At 55.3% G+C, this 15,653-nt stretch carries 13 protein-coding genes; 12 read left to right on the forward strand and 1 reads right to left on the reverse strand.

From position 1 onward, the window contains the following. Positions 1-42: 42 nt before the first annotated feature. On the reverse strand, positions 43-1,389 hold the full coding sequence (gene rpoN, locus C1A10_RS11930) for an RNA polymerase factor sigma-54 (protein WP_180951121.1): 1,347 nt from the start codon (positions 1,387-1,389) through the stop codon (positions 43-45). A gap of 286 nt (positions 1,390-1,675) precedes the next feature. Between rpoN and C1A10_RS11935 the strand changes: the two genes are divergently transcribed. The 12 genes from C1A10_RS11935 (at position 1,676) to C1A10_RS11990 (ending at position 15,618) form a co-directional block, all read left to right on the forward strand. Next, complete coding sequence (locus C1A10_RS11935) at positions 1,676-2,797, forward strand: exonuclease SbcCD subunit D (protein ID WP_101910471.1); 1,122 nt, start codon at positions 1,676-1,678, stop codon at positions 2,795-2,797. Continuing rightward, on the forward strand, positions 2,794-5,832 hold the full coding sequence (locus C1A10_RS11940; RefSeq protein ID WP_101910472.1) for an AAA family ATPase: 3,039 nt from the start codon (positions 2,794-2,796) through the stop codon (positions 5,830-5,832). Before C1A10_RS11935 ends, C1A10_RS11940 begins: the two co-directional genes overlap by 4 nt. A 110-nt stretch (positions 5,833-5,942) precedes the next feature. Further along, complete coding sequence (locus C1A10_RS11945; RefSeq protein WP_101910473.1) at positions 5,943-6,368, forward strand: CidA/LrgA family protein; 426 nt, start codon at positions 5,943-5,945, stop codon at positions 6,366-6,368. Next, positions 6,361-7,038 carry an LrgB family protein gene (locus tag C1A10_RS11950; RefSeq protein ID WP_101910474.1) on the forward strand — a complete coding sequence of 226 codons (678 nt, stop codon included), beginning with the start codon at positions 6,361-6,363 and terminating at the stop codon, positions 7,036-7,038. Before C1A10_RS11945 ends, C1A10_RS11950 begins: the two co-directional genes overlap by 8 nt. Positions 7,039-7,254: 216 nt before the next feature. Beyond that, positions 7,255-8,208, forward strand: coding sequence for an L-lactate dehydrogenase (locus C1A10_RS11955; protein WP_101910475.1), 954 nt, complete (start codon positions 7,255-7,257; stop codon positions 8,206-8,208). A gap of 148 nt (positions 8,209-8,356) precedes the next feature. Beyond that, on the forward strand, positions 8,357-9,019 hold the full coding sequence (gene deoC / locus C1A10_RS11960) for a deoxyribose-phosphate aldolase (protein ID WP_101910476.1): 663 nt from the start codon (positions 8,357-8,359) through the stop codon (positions 9,017-9,019). Between the two features lie 20 nt (positions 9,020-9,039). Continuing rightward, positions 9,040-10,209: a phosphopentomutase gene (locus C1A10_RS11965; RefSeq protein ID WP_101910477.1), complete on the forward strand. Its 1,170-nt coding sequence runs from the start codon at positions 9,040-9,042 to the stop codon at positions 10,207-10,209. After that, positions 10,206-10,625, forward strand: a complete 420-nt coding sequence (locus tag C1A10_RS11970) for a cytidine deaminase (RefSeq protein WP_101910478.1) — start codon at positions 10,206-10,208, stop codon at positions 10,623-10,625. Before C1A10_RS11965 ends, C1A10_RS11970 begins: the two co-directional genes overlap by 4 nt. Positions 10,626-10,686: 61 nt before the next feature. Beyond that, a complete protein-coding gene (locus tag C1A10_RS11975; RefSeq protein ID WP_101910479.1) occupies positions 10,687-11,844 on the forward strand; it encodes a BMP family ABC transporter substrate-binding protein in 1,158 nt (385 codons plus the stop codon). Between the two features lie 152 nt (positions 11,845-11,996). Further along, positions 11,997-13,523: an ABC transporter ATP-binding protein gene (locus tag C1A10_RS11980; RefSeq protein ID WP_101910480.1), complete on the forward strand. Its 1,527-nt coding sequence runs from the start codon at positions 11,997-11,999 to the stop codon at positions 13,521-13,523. After that, on the forward strand, positions 13,520-14,668 hold the full coding sequence (locus C1A10_RS11985; RefSeq protein WP_341456918.1) for an ABC transporter permease: 1,149 nt from the start codon (positions 13,520-13,522) through the stop codon (positions 14,666-14,668). The genes C1A10_RS11980 and C1A10_RS11985 overlap by 4 nt, the downstream gene beginning before the upstream one ends. Beyond that, positions 14,665-15,618 (forward strand): ABC transporter permease, encoded by a 954-nt coding sequence (locus C1A10_RS11990; protein ID WP_101910481.1) that lies wholly within the window; start codon positions 14,665-14,667, stop codon positions 15,616-15,618. The genes C1A10_RS11985 and C1A10_RS11990 overlap by 4 nt, the downstream gene beginning before the upstream one ends. The last annotated feature ends 35 nt before the right edge of the window (positions 15,619-15,653 follow it).

The following is a 15,653-nucleotide window of genomic DNA, read 5'->3' on the forward strand; positions in this document are numbered from 1 at the left end:
AAAAATAACAGGCGCGGAGGCATTTACGCTCCGTGCCTGTTGCTATTTTCTGGCGGAGGAATTCGGGATGCCGAGTTCCTCGCGGTATTTTGCGACCGTACGCCGCGAAATGGTGAACCCCTCGGCGGACAGCAGCTCCGCGAGCTTCTGGTCGCTGAGCGGACGAGCACTGTTTTCGGCTTCAATGAGCTGGGTAATACGCCGTTTTGCGTCCGGGGCTCCCGGAGCTTCCGGCGAAGCGCAGTTTTCCATCCCGCGCACAAAGAAATGTCTGAGCGGATAGACGCCGTGTGAACACTGCAGATATTTGTCCCGTACAGCCCTGCTGACGGTGGATTCATGAATTTCCAGCTGGTCGGCGACATCCTTCATCCGCAGAACGTTCAGGTACTGCGGCCCGTAGCGGAAGAACCGCTCCTGCCGGCGGACAATCGCTTTTGCTACGCGCAGCAGGGTATTGTTGCGGCTTTCAATGCATTTGTGAATCCATTCGATCTGCCTGATTTTTCCGCTGATGTAATCGGATACCTCGCGGTCTCCACTTTCCTGCGCCATGCGAAGATAGCTTTGGTTGATCCGGATTTCCGGGTAGCTGAATTCACAGAGCATAACGTTATACTGGTTTTCAAAGCTGGTGACCACAACGTCCGGCGTGATATAACGCGGGGCTTCCGTGCGGCTGTAAAGCGCGCCGGGTTTGGGATTGAGCTGCCGGATGCGGCGGATTGCACTCTCAATCTCGGTTTCCGAAGTATGTAACTGTTTCACAAGATTCGCAATCCTGTTTCTGGCAATCTCCTCAAGGTGGCAGTCCACCAGCCGGCGGGCAAGCGTATCCTCCGGCGCCAGCTGCAGGAGCAGGCATTCGCGCAGATCCGCGGCGCCTACCCCGGCGGGGTCGAACCCCTGCACGACTGAAACCGCCTGAGAAGTTTGTTCTTCGGAAAAATCGGACGAGGCAAGCAGTTCCTGTTTTGACATGGCCAGATAGCCGTTTTCATCGAGACATCCAATCACGTAACGGACGGCGGGCAGCAGGGTTTGGGCAATATCAGAGTAGGAAGTCTGCCTGAGCAGATAATCAGCGAGGGCTTCCCCGCCTTCCGCGGCAGCCATTTTTTCCACCGTCATGCCGTCGTCCTCATCATAGTAACCGACGTTTTCTTTTTCACGGACGGTCTGGTTTTCCAGCCATTCCATTTTTTTGATTGCCAGTTCATCCCGGTTTTCCCTTTCGGGCGGCAATTCCAATTCGGCGACCGGATTTTCCAGCATGACTTCCCGGAGATATTCTGTCAACCGGATGCTGTCCATCTGCAAAATGCGGACAGACAGTTCCATCTGGGGCGAAAGCGTTAGATTTTGTGAAGTTTTTAAAGAGAGCTCCATCTGCCCACCTGCCATTCAAATTTGTAATAATTATATCAAATTTCAAAGAATCGTGCAAGATGATTTGGCTATTTGCCGATTTCTGCCGATTTTTAGACGATTCAGCGGGACATCCGGATGCGTTAAATGATTGCGCGCTTTCATAAAAACGGACTGCGCGGCTGGTTTCGGTTTCCCGTTTCTGCTATAATCTTATTCAGAATATCCCGGCTAATTGCCTGACCGGAGAAAATCCGGGATAACAAAACTCCGGAGGGTACGAAACCGGGAACAGGAGGGAATCGACATGCGCATCCTGCATACATCCGACTGGCATCTGGGTTTGGCGCTGTATCATGTTTCCATGCTGGACGAGCAGCGGGAAATGGTGCGGCAGCTTTTGAAAACGGTAGAAATCGAGCGGGTGGAAGCGGTGATTCTGGCGGGGGATGTTTTTGACCACGCGGTGGCGAATGCCGAGACCATCAGGCTTTATAACGACGCGATGACTGCGCTTTGCCAGAGGGCGGGTGTCCCTGTGCTCATCTGTGCCGGCAACCACGACGGCGCGGCGCGCCTCGCTTCCTGCGCATCCCTTCTACGGGAAGCCGGGCTGTTTGTGTCCGGCAGGCTGACCAGGGAAATTCAGCCGGTTATCGTCGGGGACGCGGCGATCTTTCTGCTGCCTTATTTTCATATCGATGAAGTGCGCGCCCTCTACCCCGAAGCGGAGGTGAAAAGCTATGCGGAAGCCATGGCGGCGGTAACGGCGGAGATGCGCGGCAGGTTCGTGGCGGGCAAGCGCAATATTTTGGCGGCGCACTGCTTCGCGGCGGGTGCGCAGCTTTCGGAAAGCGACCGCGCCGCCGCTGTCGGAGGCAGTAATCAGGTGGGCTGCGACGTGTTTGAAGGGTTTGATTATGTGGCGTTGGGGCATCTGCACCGCGCCCAGAATCCCGCGCCGCAGGTACGTTACAGCGGGACGCCGCTCTGCTATTCCTTTTCGGAAGCCGGGCAGGGAAAGTCCTTTACCCTGCTGGATACGTCCGATCTGTCGGTGCGGGAGATTCCCGTCTGCCCGGTTCACGAACTGCGCGTCATCAAAGGCGGTTATGACCGGATTCTGGAACAGGCCCCTTTTGACGTCCGGCCGGACGACTACCTGAAAATAGAACTGGACGATTGCTTTGCCGGGCTGGAACGGCTGGAGCTGCTGCGGCAGTATTACCCGAATCTGCTTTTGCTCACCGGCAAAGCGGAGGAAGGAAAAGACTCCGGTGAGCTGACGGTGGAAGCACTGTCCGCGCTACAGCCAAAAGATCTGGTTTGCCGCTTTTACGCGGAAATGACCGGGGAGGAACCGGATGAGGAGCTGCTTGGCTGGTTTGAGCAGGCGGCGCGGGAGATTGAGGAGGCTGAGGCAGAATGATTCCGGTATCGGTGCGTTTTTCGGCGTTCGGCCCTTATGTCGAGGAGCAGACGGTGGATTTCACAAGGTTCCAGCCCTCCGGGCTGGTTCTGATTCATGGCGAAACAGGCGCCGGCAAAACGGTTTTGCTTGACGCCGTCACATTTGCGCTCTATGGACGCAGCAGCGGGGGCTCCCGGGGTGACTTTGCCTCCATGCGCTGCCTTTCCGCCCAGCCGCTCGCACAAACGATGGTGGAGTTTCTCTTTGAAGTGCGCGGAAAGCGTTACCGCTTTACCCGCAGCCTGCGCGTCCGGAAAAAACGCGGCGGTTCCCTGGAATACCTGCCGGAACAGAATACGGCATTTCTGGACGAAGCGGGCGTATGGATTCCGTTTTTTGAGAATCCGAAAGCGCGGGATCTGGAACAGAAGGCGCAGGAGCTGATCGGGCTTTCCTGCGAACAGTTCTGCCAGGTCATGATCCTGCCGCAGGGGCAGTTTGAACGGCTTCTGGTGGCAAAATCGGAGGAAAAGGAAGCGGTCCTGGTGAGCCTGTTCCATGCCCGGCGCTGGCATGAGATTGCGGAACGACTCTGTGCGCGGGCAAATGCCATGCGGCAGGAACTGGATGCCCGAAAGACTGAGATCAAAGCTGTGCTGGAGGGGTTCGGTTCCTCAGACCTTACGGGATTGGAAAAGCTGGCGGCGGAAGCGAAAGAGCAGCTCGCGGCCAAAACTGCGAAGCGGCGGGAGCTGGCCGGGGCGCTTGAACTTCAACGGAAGCTTCTGGAGAGCGAAATACAGCTGTCTGCGTTATTCGAAAAGCGGGCGCAGCTTCAAAAGGCAGCCGCAGGGTTTGCGCTGCGGGCGGATGAAATGACGGAAAAAGCGGCGATGGCCGCGCGCGCAAGGCGTGCGGCCGCGATGCTTCCGTATCAGGAACGGTTGGAGTCGCTGCAAAACGCCTGTGCGAAACGCAGGGCTGAAAGAGTTGCGGGAGAAGCCGCTCTGGCAGGGGCGCAGCATGCGCTTGCAGCCGCGGACGGCAAACTGGAAGCGCTTCACAGGGAGGAACCGCGGCAGGAAGGACGGAAAACCCTGCTTGCACGCCTGACGATGCTTGCGGAAAGTTACCGGCAGCTGGACGCGGCAAGAGCTGAAAAAGGACAGGCCGAAGCGGCATGGGAGAAAGCCCGCGCTGCGGCTGACGGTGCGCAAAGCCGCCTTGCGGGGCAGCTTTTGAGCGAAGAATCCATCCGGAAGGAATCCGACACGATATTCGACCGTTACACCTCGCGGCTTCCCGCCCTGCGGGAACAGGCGGAACGGATGTCCCGCGGGAAGGTGCTGGCGGACAAGCGGCAGGAGCTGTGCGCAAAGCTGGAGGCATCGGAACAGCTCCGCGCCCGGCTCGACAGGCAGGAAGCGCAGCTTCGTCTTAGCCTGGAACAGGCGAAAGAGAAACAGGAAAAGCTGCGGGCTTTGTGGATGGAAAACGCAGCCTTTGCGCTTGCCCAGCAGCTGCGCGAGGGGGAACCCTGCCCTGTCTGCGGCAGTGTTCATCATCAAAAGAATGCGCAGTTCCCGCTGGAACATCAGGTAACGGAGGAAATTCTGAATGCCGCCGCGAAGGCTACGGAACAGGCGAGGAAAAATCTGGCGGACTGCGGTCAGAAACGCGCCGAAGCGGCGGCCTCCTGCGCGGCAACCCGAAGCGAACTGGAAACGCTGGAAAAACAGGCCGCCGGGTCGGAACGTTATGACGAAGAACAATTTGCCGCGCTCAATGCAGAACTGGAAACCGCAAAAGCGAAAAATGCCCGCCGGGAGGGGCTGACGGAACAGCTCCGGCAGGCGGAACTGCTTCTGGAAAGTTTGAAAAAAGAAGCGGAAACCTCGGCGAACAAGCTGGTGGAGCTGTCCGCGCAGAAGGAACGCGCCGCCGCCCGCTTCCAGGCGCTCACAGACCAGCGTGACCCGGAAATCCCGGACGGCGCCGCGCTTCAATTGCATATGGCTTCGTTAAAAAAAGAGGCGGAAGCATTTGAACGGGCGTATCAGGAAGCGCGGGAACAGGCTTCACAGGCGGCTCTGAAAGCGGAATCAGCGAAAACTGCGCTGGAACATTTATGCGCCGAAGAAAAGCAGGCAATGGCACAGCTCGCCGAGCAGGAGGCCCAATTTAGCCGGCTGCTTGCGGAGAATCAGTTTGCGAACCACCTGGAGCTGAAAGCGGCGGCCATGGATTCCACTTCGCTAAAGGCTTTGGAACAGGAGCTGATCGATTTCAGCGCGCAGCAGACAGCCGCAAACGAGCAGCTTGCCGTTCTGGCACAACAGCTGGAGGGAAAGCAGCCCCCCGATGTGGCACAGCGTCAGGCGCAGGTTGAAATGCTGGAACGCGAGAAAGCGGATATGGATGCCCAATGGGGCGCGCTTTCGCAGGAATCGGAGCGCAGGGAAAAAAGCGCGCGCGAACTTAAACGCAAGACAGAACAGCTTGACCGGCAGCGGGAAGTTTATGACAAACTCAGCGGGTTCGGGAAACTGCTGCGCGGGGACAGCGGCGTCAGCCTGCGGCGATATGTGCTGGGAATCATGCTCTCTTCCGTGACGGCAGAGGCGAACCGCCTGCTGCGCAGGGTTCACGGTGGGCGGTATCAGCTGTTCCGTTCCTCGGAGGGAACCGGACGCGCCCGCAAGGTGGGGCTTGATCTGGAAGTGCTGGACAGCAATTCCGGAAAGCGGCGCGGTGTGGCCAGCCTTTCGGGCGGGGAAAAGTTCCTTGTTTCACTGTCGCTCGCGCTGGGGCTTTCCGCGGTGGTACAGGCGCAGTCGGGGGGCATCAGCATGGAAGCCATGTTCATTGATGAGGGGTTCGGCTCCCTCGACCCCCAGTCGATTAACGACGCGCTGGAAGTGCTGGCGACTGTAAAGGGGTCCCGCCGCCTTGTGGGAATTATTTCGCATGTGGAGGCGCTCAAGGAAAGCATCGGGACTTCCATTGAGGTCGTGAAGAACCGGCAGGGGAGCCGCCTGATTTTTCATATGTAATGCGCAGCTGCTTTGCACGGTTCAGGCAGGGCAGTTGCGTTGCAGACATTGACGTCGCACGTCGTACGAGATATAATAATAAGGATTTTTGAAAAATAAAGAGGAATTTTATGAAGCTACTTTTGGAAATCAGCCTGATTTTTGCCGTCTGCCTTGCGGGACAGGGGCTTGCCGCGCTGCTGCCGTTCCCGTTTCCGTCGAGTGTGATGGCAATGGTGCTGCTCTTCCTGCTGCTGTTGATAAAACTGATCAAACCACGGCAGATTGAGAATTTTTCCGGGTTTCTGCTGAAAAATATGGCGCTGCTGTTCATTCCGTCCGGCGTCGGGATTCTGGAAAGCCTGGATGCTTTGCGGGGCAGTATTCTCCCGCTGCTGGTCATCTGCCTGGTTACAACGGTGCTGACCTTTGCCGTTACAGCCTGCACCGTCCACGGCGTGATTCTGCTGCAGGAGGCGGTCTGCCGAAGAGCGGAGGAAAACAAATGCGGCATGTCCAAAGGGCTTGCCGGGAAGGAGGATATTCTGCATGACTGAATTTTTCAACAGTCCGCTTTTCGGGATTATCCTCTGTGTTGTCGCCTATCAGGCCGGCCTTCTGATTCAGCACAAGCTGAATTCCCCACTTGCCAATCCGCTGCTCATTGCAATTGCGCTGGTGATCATTCTGCTGAAAACCGCCAACATTCCGCTGGAGTCCTTCCAGCGCGGCGGGGATGTGATTACCATGCTGCTGCCGCCGGCAACGGCGGTGCTCGCCTCCTCGATTTACGCCCAGATTCAGGTGCTGAAGAAGCACTTTCTGCCGGTTGTGCTCGGCTGTCTTGCCGGTTCCGTGACATCCGTAGCCAGCGTCTATGGGTTGTGCAAACTGTTCGGGCTGACCGATGAGCTTGTTTTTTCCGTTCTTCCCAAGTCCGTTACAACGCCGATTGCCATGGAGATATCAGGCGCACATGGGGGGATTACGGCGATCACCGTCGCGGCTGTGGTCTGCACCGGGATTTTCGGCGCGGTTTTCGCGCCTTTGATGATCCGGGTTTTCCGCGTAAAGCATCCGGTTGCGGCGGGTGTCGCGATCGGAACCTGCAGCCACGCGGTGGGGACCTCCCGCGCACTGCAGCTCGGCGAGGTGGAAGGGGCGATGAGCGGAATCGCGATCGGCGTTTCCGGCCTGATCACCGTTGGGCTGTCCCTTCTGCTGTAAAATGGGTGAATCGATTCGTTTTGGGAAATATGCAAACAGGTTTTGACGCCAATGATTCAAAAATTTTGTATAAAACCCAGAATTATTCCCGGCATGGCCGACTATGGCAAATTGTGTCTTTACTCCCGCGTCCGGACGTAATATGATGAAACCATATAAGGGCGGCTCAGATCTGCGCGGCCGACAAATATGATATGGAAAAGGCGGGAAACAATTATGACAATTAAGCCCAGAAAAGTTGCGATTGTCGGTGCAGGCCATGTCGGGTCCCACTGCGCGCTTTCCCTGGCCACGCAGGGAATCTGCGATGAACTCATCATGATTGATGTCGATCAGCCCAAAGCGCTCGCCCAGGCGACGGATCTTGCCGATGCTACGGTATACCTGCCTCACCATGTGGATGTGCAGAAAGGCGGCCTGAGCGACTGCGGGGATGCCGATGTGGTGGTGATCAGCGCCGGGCCGCTTCCAAAGCCCGGACAAACCCGCGTGGATACGCTTTTTGATACGATAGCGGTCATGGATCAGATCATCGGGCCGCTGGTGAAATCCGGATTTAACGGAATCTTGATTAATATCTCCAATCCGTGTGATGTGATAACGCGTTATCTGCAGGAGCGCACCGGATTTGACAGCAGACGCGTGATCGGCACTTCTACTGCGCTGGATTCCGCGAGGCTGCGCAGGGTCCTTTCGCAGAAGCTGGATATTGATCAGAAATCCATTCAGGCATATGTCATGGGAGAACACGGGGAAAGCCAGATGGTGCCGTGGTCGAATGTGACCGTCGGCGGCAAACCGCTCTTAGCGCTGATGAGCCAGTATCCCGAAACTTACGGCAGGATCGATCTTGTAAACGTTGCCGAAAAGGCGAGGCGCGCCGGATGGGTGGTTCTGGAAGGAAAAGGCTCCACCGAGTTCGGTATCGGTACATCCCTTGCCGAAATCGTTAAGACGATCTTTCACAATGAACGCAGAATTCTTCCGGTGTCTGTCCGGCTCAATGGTGAATACGGACAGAAGGATGTTTATGCCAGCGTTCCGGCAGTCCTGGGCTGTGACGGAGTGGTTGATATTCTGGAAATCTCCATGACATCGGACGAAAAAACGGAATTTGCGGCGTCCTGCAACGCCATGAAGGAATTCTATGAAAGAATCGGCAGCATTTAGTTCTGACCGACCGATAAAAAGGGTACCAAAGCCGGGTATAAACCCGGCTTTTTGTCGTTTTCCGGCGTATCGTTCGCGTTGACATGGGGAATAAACTGTGATAGCATGGAAATACCAAATTATGAGAACCATCAGGGGGGATTTTTCGTTGGAAAACAGTCAAATTTATCCTCATATTGATCATACATTGCTGAAAGCGGTTTCTGATTGGGCAGGGATTCAAAAGCTCTGCGAGGAGGCTGTCCAATACTGCACGGCTTCTGTGTGTGTACCTCCATCCTATATCTCGCGTATCCATGAGGCTTACCCCCAGTTGAACATCTGTACCGTAATCGGGTTCCCTCTGGGATATAACACAACGGAAGTGAAAACGTTTGAAGTGCGTCAGGCGATAGCGGACGGCGCGAACGAGGTGGACATGGTGGTCAACCTCGGCGACGTCAAAAACGGAGCATTCGATAAAGTGACCGCCGAAATAGCCGCACTGAAAAAGGAAGCCGGCAGCCACATCCTGAAGGTCATCGTTGAGACCTGCTATCTTACAGAATCGGAAAAGATCGCGCTCTGCAAATGTGTGACCGACGGCGGAGCGGATTATATCAAAACGTCTACCGGCTTTGGAACCGGCGGGGCAACTCTGGAGGATGTGCTGTTATTCCGTAAGCATATCGGGCCGAAGGTAAAGATCAAGGCGGCAGGCGGAGTAAAAAGCAAGGCTGATCTGGAACAGTTTTTAAGCGCCGGATGCGAACGTATCGGTACCAGCTCAGCCATTTCCATTCTGACCTCCGGACAGTCCGGAACGTATTAGAATACGGAAAGGGAAATCATATGGTAAAAAGGGTTTTTCTGATTGTACTGGACAGTGTGGGAATCGGGGAAGGCCCTGATGCCGCCGCTTACGGAGACGAGGGCAGCAATACGCTGCGCGCCTGCTGGCAGTCGGGCAAGCTCCAAATCCCGAATATGCAGAAGCTGGGAATTTTCAATATCGAAGGGGTCGGATGCGGAGAACCTTCCGGCAGCCCTCTGGGATCGTTTGCGCGTATGCGGGAATCCTCCGCCGGAAAAGACACGACGATCGGGCATTGGGAAATCGCGGGGATTATTTCCCCTCAACCGATGCCAACCTATCCTGACGGTTTCCCGGAGGAGATTATTTCCGAGTTTTCCCTCAAGACGGGACGCGGCGTGCTGTGCAATAAGCCGTACTCCGGCACACAGGTGATCCTCGACTACGGCAGGCAGCACATGGAGACAGGCGAACTGATCGTCTATACAAGCGCCGACAGCGTTTTCCAGATTGCGGCGCACGAGGAGGTTGTCCCCCCGGAATCCCTGTATGAATACTGCCGCATTGCCCGGGAATTATTGCAGGGCAAGCACGGTGTGGGCAGGGTAATCGCGCGCCCGTTTATCGGCGTTTATCCCGAATTTAAACGTACGTCGAACCGGCATGACTTCTCACTGGTCCCACCACGGGACACATTCCTGGACAAACTGAGAGCGGCGGGGAAGGATACCATCGCCGTGGGGAAGATCAATGACATCTTTGCAGGCAAGGGGATTTCTTCCACAAGCCGTACCGTGAATAACGATGATGGAATGGACAAAACCATTGAGCATGTTTCGGAAGATTGGAACGGGGTCTGTTTTGTAAACCTTGTGGATTTTGATATGGTATATGGGCACCGCAATAACATTGCAGGCTATACCGCCGCGCTCAACCGCGTGGATGAGCGGCTTGGGGAGTTGCTGCCGCTGCTTCAAAAGGGCGACGTGCTGATGCTCACAGCAGACCACGGCTGCGACCCGTCCACCCCCTCCACCGACCACAGCCGTGAATATACGCCATGGGTGATTTACGGCGATGCTATCAAAGCCGGGGTTGACCTCGGAACCAGACCGACCTTTGCCGACATCGGCGAGACAGCCGCGGCCCTGCTGGGTGTTACCGCCGAAACCGACGGCACATCGCTCGCGGGGAGGCTCTTAAAATGAGGCCGGATTACGGAATGCTTGTGCGCGAGGCGATCGCCGCGCGTGAAAACGCCTATGTGCCTTATTCCCGGTTTGCCGTCGGCGCCGCCCTGCTGACGAAAAGCGGCGCAGTGTACCGCGGCTGCAATGTGGAAAACGCATCTTATACCCCCACAAACTGTGCGGAACGGACAGCCGTTTTCTCCGCGGTTTGCGCGGGGGAACGTGAATTTGAGGCAATTGCGGTTGTAGGCGGCGGCAAGGATGCCGGGCCGCTGTCCGCGTGCTTTCCCTGCGGCGTCTGCCGGCAGGTGCTCGCAGAATTCTGCCCGCCGGATTTTCCGATTATCATCGCTGCCGATGAGCAGCATTATCAGGTTTTCACACTGGCTGACCTGCTGCCTCACAGCTTCGGCCCATCCGACCTGACCCGATGATTTTAAGACGCGATACAGCGCCTTAAAATAAATGAACGCTTGAAACATAGGAGGAAAGATAATGAAAAAATTTCTTGCACTCACAATCGCGATGCTCATGACCGCATCCATGGCGGCATGCGGCGGTTCCGGGGCCGCATCGTCTGCGCCGGCCGCGTCGTCTGAAGCCGCTCCGGCTTCTTCTGCCGCTGCTTCCGAGACCGCATCCGCGGGCGAGGACGGCAAATTTGAACTTGCGCTGATTACCGATATCGGTACGATTGACGACAAATCCTTCAACCAGGGCGCCTGGGAAGGGCTGAAAAAGTATGCGGAGGAGAAAAACATCTCCCACAAATACTATAAGCCCACCGAAAAGAGCAACGACGCTTACCTGTCTGCGATTGAACTGGCTGTAAAAGGCGGTGCGAAGGTGATTGTAACGCCGGGCTTCCTGTTCGAGGAGCCGGTCTATATCGCGCAGGACCAGTATCCGGATGTCAAGTTTATCCTCATCGACGGCAACCCCCACGATGCGGACTATAACTACAAGACCGGCGACAACACCGTAGGAATTACCTACGCCGAGGAACAGGCCGGTTTCCTTGCCGGATATGCGGCTGTTAAAGAAGGCAACACCAAGCTGGGCTTCCTGGGCGGCATGGCGGTTCCCGCGGTTGTGCGCTTTGGCTACGGCTTTGTGCAGGGCGCCGACTATGCGGCAAAAGAGCTGAACGTTCCGGAAATCTCCATGAACTACCACTATACCGGCGGATTTGACGCGACCCCTGAAGCTCAGACGCTGGCGGCATCCTGGTACCAGTCCGGCACAGAAGTCATCTTCGCCTGCGGCGGCGCGGTCGGCAACTCCGCAATGGCGGCTGCCGAGCAGGCAAACGGCAAGGTCATCGGCGTTGACGTTGACCAGTCCCCCGAGTCCCAGACGGTTATTACCTCTGCGATGAAGGGCCTTGGCGCCTCGGTTTATACCATCGTATCCCAGTTCTATGACGACAAATTCCCGGGCGGCCAGAATCTTGTGTTTGACGCTACCAATGAAGGTGTCGCCCTGCCGATGGACACCTCCAAGTTTGAAAAGTTCACCCAGGCGGATTATGACAAACTGTATGCGGCTCTGGTTGCCGATACCGACGGCATTGCCTCGAACATTATGAAAGATACCGAGAAGCAGGTCACCGATATTGCTACCACGGCTGTAAAAGTAACAGTTGTAGAATAAGCGGATTTTTCCATACGGATATAAAAGGGCGCTTTTGCGCCCTTTTATATCCGCGGCGGTTTTTCTGGCGGCTTTGAAAAATTGCATCCCTCATTTTTCAAAACAGCCAGAAAAAGGACATTCTAAAAATTTGTATTCAGGGGTGAACAGGAATGGACTATATTATTGAAATGCTGGGTATCACAAAAGAGTTTCCCGGTATCATTGCGAATGACAATGTGACGCTCCAGCTCGCCCGCGGAGAGATTCACGCTCTGCTGGGGGAAAACGGCGCAGGAAAATCCACCCTGATGAGCGTACTGTTCGGCATGTACCAGCCGGAGGAAGGCGTCATTAAGAAGAATGGGCAGGAAGTTCATATCAAAGACCCGAACGATGCAAATCACCTTGGAATCGGTATGGTTCATCAGCATTTTAAACTGGTGCACAATTTCACCGTACTGGAAAATATTATTTTAGGCGTGGAAACAACCGCAAACGGGTTTTTAAAGATGGACAAGGCCCGCAAGCGTGTGGTGGAATTATCCAACCAGTATGGGCTGCGCGTGGACCCGGACGCTTTGATTTCGGATATTACGGTTGGCATGCAGCAGCGCGTTGAAATCCTGAAAATGCTTTACCGCGACAATGAAATCCTGATCTTCGACGAGCCTACCGCAGTGCTTACCCCGCAGGAAATTGAAGAACTCATGAAAATTATGAAAGGGCTGGCAGCCGAAGGCAAGTCCATCCTGTTTATCACACATAAGCTCAACGAGATCAAGGCAGTGGCAAACCGCTGCACAGTTCTGCGTAAAGGAAAATACATCGGTACCGTTGATGTGGCGGATACCTCTATGGAGCAGATGTCCGAGATGATGGTCGGGCGCAAGGTCAGCCTTCAGGTGGAAAAGGGAGAGACCCAGCCCGGCGAAGTGATTCTCGAAACCGAGGGATTAACGGTGCGCAGTAAGGCCACCGGGAAAAATGTGGTGGACCATGTCTCGCTGTCTGTGCGCGCGGGGGAGATTGTCTGCATTGCGGGAATCGACGGCAACGGACAGTCCGAACTGGTATACGCGCTGACCGGGCTGATCAGGCCGGACGAGGGAACCATCCGCCTGAATGGAAAAGACATTACGCATGCCTCTATCCGCGAGCGCAATATCAGTGGGATGGGGCATATTCCGGAGGACAGACACCGTCATGGTTTGGTGCTGGATTACAGCCTTGCCTATAATCTTGTGCTGCAAACTTATTTTACCCCGCGGTTTCAGAAAAGCGGGATGCTGAAATTTGATGCGATCAATGACTATGCCAACGGGCTGATTCAAAAGTTTGACATCCGAAGCGGCCAGGGCGCAAATACGGTTGCCCGCAGCATGTCGGGCGGAAACCAGCAGAAAGCGATTGTGGCCCGCGAGGTTGACCGCAATCCAGACCTGCTGATCGCGGTGCAGCCCACCAGAGGACTCGATGTCGGCGCAATCGAGTACATTCACAAACAGCTGATCGCGGAGCGTGATTCCGGAAAGGGTATTCTGCTCGTTTCGCTGGAATTGGACGAGGTTATGAATGTCAGCGACCGGATTCTGGTGATCTATGAGGGGGAAATCGTAGCGGAACTGGACCCGAAACAGGTCTCTGTTCAGGAACTGGGGCTGTATATGGCCGGATCGAAAAGGGGGAATCAGGCGTGAAGGAAAACAAATTCAGCCGGTGGCTGCACGGCGAAGGAGTCACCAGCTTCCTGTCCTCTTTTATGGCGATTCTGGTTGGACTTCTGGTGGGGTTCGTCATTTTGCTGATCTCCAATCCCTCTCAGGCGCTGGGCGGATTCAAAGCCATTCTGATGGGCGGTTTCGTCGACAGGAAGAATATGGGGCAGGTGTTTTACTTTGCAACTCCCATCATTATGACAGGACTTTCGGTGGGATTCGCTAACAAGACCGGTCTGTTCAATATCGGCGCGCCGGGGCAGTTTATTGTGGGCGCTTATGCGGCGGTCTATGTCGGCGTGCAGTGGAAGTTCCTGCCCGCGGGCGTGCATTGGATTGCAGCGCTGGTCGCCGCCATGGTGGCAGGCGGAATCTGGGGGCTGCTGCCGGGGATTCTCAGGGCTTACCGTAATGTGAACGTGGTCATTTCCTGTATTATGATGAATTATGTGGGAATGTATCTGGTGAATTACGCGATTACCAAAACGATCTTTGACTCGCTGAAAAATCAGACAAAACGCGTCGCATCCACCGCTGTGATTCCAAAGCTGGGGCTGGATTTGATTTTTAAAACCGGGAACAGCTCTTCCAGCGTTAACGCGGGTATTTTCCTGGCGGTCATCGCGGGAATTGTCATCTATGTGGTGCTGGATAAAACCAAATTCGGGTTCGAACTGAAAGCCTGCGGCTATAATATGGATGCCTGCAAATACGCCGGTATGAATGAAAAGCGCAGCATCATCTATTCCATGGTGATTGCGGGGGCGCTTTCGGGGCTGGGAGGCGCGCTGCTCTATCTGGCAGGTTCGGGCAAAGGAATCGAAGTGCTGGATGTTCTGGCCGCGGAAGGCTTCAACGGCATTCCGGTCGCGCTGCTTGGGCTGAATAATCCCATCGGGATCATTTTTGCGGGGATTTTTGTTGCCTATCTGAACGTGGGCGGCTTCAATATGCAGCTTTATGATTTTGTGCCGCAGGTCATTGAAATCATCATTGCTGTCATCATCTATTTCAGCGCGTTTGCGCTTCTGCTTAAAGGCTTTATCCGTTCGCGTATTGCCCACAGGAATCAAAACGGCCCGAATGCCAATGCGGAACTGAATGCGGAAGGGGGACAGGCCTCATGAATACGTTATATTTTCTCGTGCAGCAGACCATGTATTTTTCCATTCCTCTGCTGATTGTCGCTTTGGGCGGTATGTTTTCCGAACGCAGCGGTGTTGTCAACATTGCCCTGGAAGGCATCATGATCATGGGTGCCTTCTCCAGCATCCTGTTTATCAGCGTGTTCCAGACGGTCCTTCCCGGCCAGCCGGTCCTGCTGCTGGCAATTTTGATTGCGGCGGCAACGGGCGTCATTATATCGCTGGCGCACGCGTACGCCTCAATCAATATGAAGGCCGACCAGGTCATCAGCGGTACGGCAATCAACATGTTTGCGCCCGCATTCGCGATCTATGTGGCGCGCATGATCCGCACCGTGCAGCAGATCCCGTTTGTTAATCAGTTCCGCATCGAAAAGGTTCCGGTGCTGGGGAATATTCCGGTGATCGGGCCCATGCTGTTTCAAAATACCTATATCACCACTTATCTTGGGTTTGCAATTTTAATTGTGTCGTGGATGGTGCTTTATAAAACGAGGTTTGGGCTTCGGCTGCGCTCCTGCGGCGAGCACCCGCAGGCGGCGGATTCCGTAGGCATCAACGTTTACAGGATGCGTTATGCCGGCGTGGCGATTTCCGGAGCGCTGGCGGGCATCGGCGGGCTTGTGTTCGTCATTCCCACCTCCACCAACTTTAACGCGACAGTGGCCGGGTATGGCTTCCTTGCGTTGGCAGTGCTGATTTTCGGACAGTGGAAGCCGTCCAAAATTCTGATGGCGGCCTTCTTCTTCGGCCTGATGAAAACAATTGCGTCGGCCTATTCGGGAATCCCGGTACTCGCGGCAATGAAAATACCGAATGACATTTATAAAATGATTCCCTATGTGGCGACGCTGGTGGTGCTGGCGTTCACATCGAAAAATTCCCAGGCGCCAAGGGCCGAGGGAATCCCCTATGACAAGGGCGGAAGATAACCAAAAGGGAAATGATATGGGAAAGGAAGGTGCAC

Source organism: Marasmitruncus massiliensis (assembly GCF_900186535.1).
GTDB classification, from domain to species: domain Bacteria; phylum Bacillota; class Clostridia; order Oscillospirales; family Ruminococcaceae; genus Anaerotruncus; species Anaerotruncus massiliensis_A.